The organism is Planctomycetota bacterium, from assembly GCA_016872555.1.
Lineage (GTDB): Bacteria > Planctomycetota > Planctomycetia > Pirellulales > UBA1268 > F1-20-MAGs016.
In genome coordinates this window covers 1-1,491 of sequence record VGZO01000148.1, presented here as the reverse complement: position 1 = coordinate 1,491, position 1,491 = coordinate 1, and the positions used below count along the sequence as shown (strand labels likewise).

At 68.2% G+C, this 1,491-nt stretch carries 2 protein-coding genes; one reads left to right on the top strand and one right to left on the bottom strand.

Translation table 11 applies throughout. The features are described from left to right. Window positions 1–112: transposase (locus FJ309_17605; protein MBM3956390.1), on the top strand; the 112-nt coding region annotated here is incomplete at its 5' end. Between the two features lie 354 nt (window positions 113–466). Here FJ309_17605 and FJ309_17600 read toward each other — a convergent pair. Then, entirely contained in the window at window positions 467–1,402 is a 936-nt protein-coding gene (locus FJ309_17600) for a hypothetical protein (GenBank protein MBM3956389.1), read from the bottom strand. Window positions 1,403–1,491 lie beyond the last annotated feature (89 nt).

The following is a 1,491-nucleotide window of genomic DNA, read 5'->3' as shown; positions in this document are numbered from 1 at the left end:
TCAGGCCCTGAAATACGCGGCTCGGGGCTTCCGCTCATTCCCGAATTACCGCACCCGAATCCTGTTCTTTTGCGGCAAACTGGATCTCAGGCCCCGGCTGCAGTGCCACTAAAAGTCCCGAAGAACCCTCATAGTAGCGATGAAGCCCGTGAAAGCGGACGGAGCGAAGGGGGCGATGGGTTTTGAAGCATGAGATCACGCCAACTGAAGTTCGTGTTCGCCGCCAGCCCGCAAGGGGGCGGGGAGTCAGGACCGTCGGACGCATCCGGCGGCAGAGACTCCCTGCTGCACATAGCGAACCGCAGGACCGCGAACGATCTCGGCGCCAGTGAAGCCGACGCAAGTCGGTTGCACCGGCCTCTGGCCGGACAGCATTGTCCGTCCGCTGAGACCGGAACCCAAAGAGCCGGATGTGTGACCCACAAGTCCGGTTCTGAGAGAGGCCCGGGGGCGAAAGCCCCCGGGCCTACTCGACCCCCGCGAGCAGCCGCCGGGCCTCTTGGACGTAAAACTCGCCGCCGACGGCATGATCCGGGCTGCAGGCCAGTGTGACCACCCGGCCGCGGTCGACGCGATTCACCGTCAGCGCGGGCCCCACCGGACTGTCCGGGCTCATCGGCCATTCGGTCCCCTCCCGTCCGTCGCGCTGCTTGGTGGTGCGCTGCGGGGCGAGCAGTCGCCCGCCGGGCTCCGCCGTCGTCGGCAGGAGTGCCGCTCCGGGCCCGTGGACGAGAAACGGCGAGTCGGGCGGGCCGTCCGCCCCGAGCCGAGCGACGTCGGCGGGGGTCAGGATCACCCAGTTGTCGAGCGAATCCAGGGCGTGGTCGAGCGTGACCCCGCTGAGGGCGTCCCAGGAAGGGGACGGCGCGAATCGCCCCATTCGATCGAGCCGCCCGGTGAAGCCGGTCGCCACGAGGCCGCCGCCGCCGCGGACGTACTCCTCGAGCCGGGCGATCTCGGCCTCCCCGAGGATGCCCGCGTTGCACAGCACCACGACGGGGAACTCCCGCAGCCGCTCGAGCGTTGCGTTCTCGTCGAGCAGGACGCCCCACGGCAGGTGCTCGTAGGCCAGCGCCTTGTGGCCGCCGAGGAACGACTGCATCCACGCACCGGCAGCGTCCCGCCCCATCCAGTCCCGCGAGCGGCTGCTGTAGTACAGGCCGACCTGGCGAACGGGCATGTGCCCGAACGTGTCGCGGAGCCGCTTCGCCCCCACGAAAGCCTCCCCGATCCGCTCGTAGGCCGCCGGATCAAGTCCGCCGTCGAAGGCCGTCTTGTCGACCATGGTGACGAAGGCGCCATGTGCCAAGAGGGTCAGCAACTCCCAGCGGATGTCCTCGAGTAGCCGCGTGGTCTGGTCGTGGTGTCTTGCTCCCGTCGAACCTGGAATCTCCGCGGGCAAGGGTTAGCCTACCCTTTCCCCCGGAGGATTCCATCCCATGACCCAGAAGCGCAAGCGGCTGTCGGGCCCCGAGAAGCTCGCCATCGTCA